Source organism: uncultured Agitococcus sp., assembly GCF_937920075.1.
Classification (GTDB): Bacteria; Pseudomonadota; Gammaproteobacteria; order Pseudomonadales; family Moraxellaceae; genus Agitococcus.
Genome location: NZ_CALETI010000391.1, coordinates 1 through 3,968, shown reverse-complemented (window position 1 = coordinate 3,968; position 3,968 = coordinate 1). Strand labels below are relative to the sequence as shown.

The window sequence follows — 3,968 nt, the reverse complement described above, 5'->3', positions numbered from 1 at the left end:
GAGTGGGTTGGACAAATCTTGATGAACTCAAAGTGGCTTGTCAGCTCACCGATTGCCAGGGAATTGTTCTCACCAAGGCCGATGTTTTGTGTGGCGAAAAAGAAATAAAGCTTTATCAAAACGGAAAACTTCACTTAATAAACCTGAATACACCCAAATATATTTTACTGTGCCTGCCAAAGCATTGGCATAGCTAAAACATTGATTAATCGCTTGATTAAATTCGGCTTGGGTAACATCATTTTTCTTGGCTTCAACAATAATGATTGGCTTTTGATGTGTTGTATCATCATACACCACAATATCCGCTTCTCGTTTATCTGAACCAATGGTCACACTAACAAACTGTTTAATATTTTCAACTGGATAACCATGTTCAAGCACCAGTTTTAAAAAGGCTTCGGCTTGTACTTTTTCTTCAGGGTTATTGTAATTTCTACTTTTACCTTGATGCAGATAAGTGATTGTTGATTTATCTTCTGAAATTTCAATCAGTTTTTGCGTTAAGCCTTGTTCAAACAATGTCATTACTTTTTATTCCAAAAAAATGCTAGGACTTAGCTATTGATAATTACGCGTAAGTCCTATCTCTACCCAAACTTACTCCACCGTCACACTCTTGGCCAAATTACGCGGTTGGTCAACGTCTGTACCTTTAATCACCGCCACATGATAGGACAATAACTGTAATGGCACGGTATAAATAATCGGGGCAACTTCATCAGCCACACTCGGAATCCCCAAGACCGTAATACCATCTTCATTACGAATTGACACATGATGATCAGCAAAGACAAATAATTGACCACCACGCGCACGCACTTCTTGTAAGTTTGATTTTAACTTATCAATCATGTCGTTATTAGGTGCAACCACCACCACAGGCATATCTTTATCCACCAAGGCTAAAGGCCCATGTTTTAACTCACCTGCGGCATAAGCTTCAGCATGAATATAAGAAATTTCTTTGAGCTTTAACGCCCCTTCCATTGCGACAGGATATTGCGCACCACGACCTAAGAACAAGGTATGATGTTTTTCGCCAAAAGCAATTGCCATACGCTCAATTGCTTTGTCTAAGCCCAAGACACTTTCTAACACAACAGGTAAATTTTGCAATTGGCGAACAATTTTGGCTTCGGTTTCTTGGTTTAAACGACCACGAACATGACCGACATTTAACACCAACAACATCAAGGCCACTAATTGTGTGGTAAAAGCTTTGGTAGATGCCACACCAATTTCTGGGCCTGCATGGGTAATAAACGATAAATCAGACTCACGAACCAAGGTGGAGGTTGGCACATTACAAATACACAAGGAAGCTAAAATGCCACGTTTTTGTGCTTCACGTAAAGCGGCTAAAGTATCTGCCGTTTCGCCCGATTGAGAAATAGTGACTAACAAGGTATTTTCGGGTAATACTGTTTCGCGGTAGCGATATTCACTAGCTACTTCGACAGTACACGACACCCCTGCTAAAGCTTCAAACCAATAACGTGCCACATAACCTGCGTGATAACTGGTACCACAAGCAATAATTTGAATATGTTTAACCTTAGCCAAAATATCAGATGCTTTAACACCAAAAGCTTGTGGATTGACTAATCCATCAACGACACGGCCATCTAAAGTGCGTTGAATCGCTTGTGGCTGCTCATAAATTTCTTTGAGCATATAGTGACGATAGCCACCTTTATCACTGTTATGTAATTGTGCATCTAATTCAGTAATAGGATGTTGTATCGGCTGTCCATCTTCGTTATATACTTTGACTTGTTCACGATACACTTCTGCCATATCGCCTTCGTTTAAATATAAAAAACGATTAGTGACAGGTAATAACGCTAATTGATCAGAGCCAATAAAATTTTCACCAATACCTAAACCAATGACTAAAGGAGAGCCTTTACGCACCGCAATTAAACGTGCAGGTTCAGATGCACGAATAATGCCTAACGCGTAAGCACCTTCTAAATAAGTAACAGACTTTTTAACCGCAGCAAATAAATCGTGTGTATGCTGTAATTCACGATGCACCAAATGCGCAACCACCTCGGTATCGGTTTGTGAAACAAATTGGTAACCTTGTGCAGTTAATTCGTGACGTAATTCTTCATAATTCTCAATAATGCCGTTATGGACAACGGCAATATCACCAGACACATGCGGATGGGCATTATCTTGGGTTGGTGCACCATGTGTTGCCCAACGAGTATGAGCAATGCCAATATGACCATTAACCTGCGCTGCTTCAGCCGCAAGCTCTAATTCACGGACTTTACCTGAACGACGCTCGCGCACTACGCTATTATTATGAATGACCGCCAAGCCCGCAGAATCATATCCACGATACTCTAAACGTTTTAAACCTTCAATTAAAATGGCAGCTACATTACGTTCAGCAACTGCACCTACAATCCCACACATAGTTTTTCTCCTAAACTATTAGTTATTTTTTCTTTTGGGGACGATTCCATCCCTCAATGTTACGCTGAATGCCACGTGCAACCGCCAAATGATTAGCAGGCACATCTTTACTAATTGCTGAACCAGCACCTGTTGTTGCACCATCACCAATGACAACAGGGGCAATTAATGATGAATTTGAACCAATGAAGGCATCCGCACCAATAATTGTTTTAAACTTATTAGCCCCATCATAGTTACAAGTAATGGTACCTGCACCAATATTGCTACGCTCACCCACTTCACTATCACCCAAATAGGCTAAGTGATTGGCTTTTGCACCATCGGCCATAATCGTATTTTTGGTTTCGACAAAATTACCAATATGAACGTTTGCTCCAATTTTACTTTGTGGACGAATACGAGCAAATGGACCAATTTGAGCATTTTGGCCAATTTCAGCATCTTCTAACACCGAATTAGCACGAATTTCAACACCATCAGCAATTTTACAATTCTTAATAACACAATTTGTGCCAACTTTCACTCCATTACCAAAATGATTATCTCCTTCTAAAAGGACGTTGGCATCAAAAAATACATCCATGCCTATAGTCGCTGTACCACGCATATCAAACCGTGCAGGATCAATAATCGTTGCACCTGCACGCATTAAGTTATCTGCTTGTAAACGCTGATAAACACGCTCCAGTGTTGATAGTTGTAATTTATCATTAATCCCTTCAACTTCCCATGCCGCTTGCGGCTGGTAAGTATGCACGGCTAAACCTTGCTGCACAGCTAAAGCGATGACATCCGTTAAATAATATTCACCTTGGGCATTATTGTTTTTTAAGGTGGGTAACCACTGATGCAAATGACAATTAGGTACACACAAAATGCCTGTATTGACTTCAGTAATTTGTTTTTCTTGCTCTGAGGCATCTTTTTGCTCAACAATACGTTGCACCAAACCTGCTTCACGAACAATGCGACCATAACCTGTTGGATTTGCTAAATTAACGGTTAACAGGGCAATTTTTTGATTATCGACCACTAAATCTAATAATTTTTGTAAGGTTTCGGGGGTAGTTAATGGCACATCACCATATAGAATTAAACTTTTACCTGTTTCAGGTAATTGTGATAAAGCCATTTGTACCGCATGGCCTGTGCCTTTTTGTTCTGCTTGTAACGCCCATGCTAAATTGTCTTGATTAGCAAAATGCTTTTGTACCACTTCGCCGCCATGACCATAAACAACAATGGTGCGGCTAGATTGTAACTCTTGTGCAGTTGCCAACACATGCGCCAATAAGGGTTTTCCTGCCAAGGGCTGCATCACTTTTGGCAATACCGACTTCATGCGAGTACCTTTACCCGCCGCTAAAATAATGACACTTAATTCCATCTTAAACTACCTAAAACAAAAAAAGGCAGCATAAATGCTACCTTTTTATGGGTTTTTGCATTGTGGCGAAACAATACATTGACATCCTCCCCACCCTTGAACGGCGAGGATTCCCTCTACAGGACGGCAATATCCTGCCGCACACCTC

Annotated in this window: 3 protein-coding genes; all 3 read right to left on the bottom strand. The window is 40.6% G+C overall.

Annotation, left to right across the window (positions count from 1 at the left end; all coding sequences use genetic code 11):
- Positions 1 to 69: 69 nt before the first annotated feature.
- Complete coding sequence (locus tag Q0212_RS13300) at positions 70 to 528, bottom strand: type I restriction enzyme HsdR N-terminal domain-containing protein (protein ID WP_297926322.1); 459 nt, start codon at positions 526 to 528, stop codon at positions 70 to 72.
- Between the two features lie 72 nt (positions 529 to 600).
- Complete coding sequence (glmS, locus tag Q0212_RS13295; RefSeq protein ID WP_297926319.1) at positions 601 to 2,430, bottom strand: glutamine--fructose-6-phosphate transaminase (isomerizing); 1,830 nt, start codon at positions 2,428 to 2,430, stop codon at positions 601 to 603.
- A gap of 22 nt (positions 2,431 to 2,452) precedes the next feature.
- Positions 2,453 to 3,820 carry a bifunctional UDP-N-acetylglucosamine diphosphorylase/glucosamine-1-phosphate N-acetyltransferase GlmU gene (gene glmU, locus Q0212_RS13290; RefSeq protein ID WP_297926318.1) on the bottom strand — a complete coding sequence of 456 codons (1,368 nt, stop codon included), beginning with the start codon at positions 3,818 to 3,820 and terminating at the stop codon, positions 2,453 to 2,455.
- Between the last annotated feature and the right edge of the window lie 148 nt (positions 3,821 to 3,968).